General features: G+C 47.2%; 1 protein-coding gene. It reads right to left on the reverse strand.

What is annotated here, in order from left to right:
• Positions 1-482, reverse strand: a 482-nt coding sequence (locus AC5KOD_RS02395) for a M20/M25/M40 family metallo-hydrolase (RefSeq protein WP_496912956.1), incomplete at its 3' end; no start/stop codon positions are given.
• Positions 483-606 lie beyond the last annotated feature (124 nt).

A 606-nucleotide genomic window follows, 5' to 3' on the forward strand; every position in this document is an offset into this window, starting at 1 on the left:
CCTAAGGGTTGAAGACTTTCAATCATGGCATCAATCCCTGAGCCGATTTCTTCGCCTTCTTCAAACAAGAACACAATCCGTCCTGATAGCTCGTCTTTGATCTCAACCAATAAACGCATGGCAGCAAGTAAGACAGCCATATGGCCATCATGACCACACATATGAGAGACTCCCTCAACTTCCGAGAGCCACTTCCGTGGCCCTTTTAAATTAGTGGGCTGTTCTAGAATTGGCAGGGCATCAATGTCGGTTCGTAAGGCCACTGTTTTTCCTTCGCGCTTCGTGTCCAAAATGGCATAGAAGCCAGTTTCTGGAACGTCAGTGATCGGTAGGCCTAATTTGGTGACTTCGGCTTTTAAAAAGGCGCGAGTCTGCCATTCATTGGATGAGACTTCTGGGTGCTGGTGTAAATAGCCGCGGGTTTCACGCATATAAGGATCGAGTTCGGCTATTTTTTTGGTTAAATCGTTAGTATTAATCATGGGAGAGCTCCTTTACTTTTTTGGCTAAGCGTTCAAGGGCAGCGGTTAAGACCGCAGTGGTACAAGCCAAGCTGATCCGTTGGAACTGTTGGCCTTCTTCACCGAATAAATTGCCGGGATCGAG

The sequence above is a fragment of the Vagococcus sp. WN80Y genome (genome assembly GCF_059621045.1).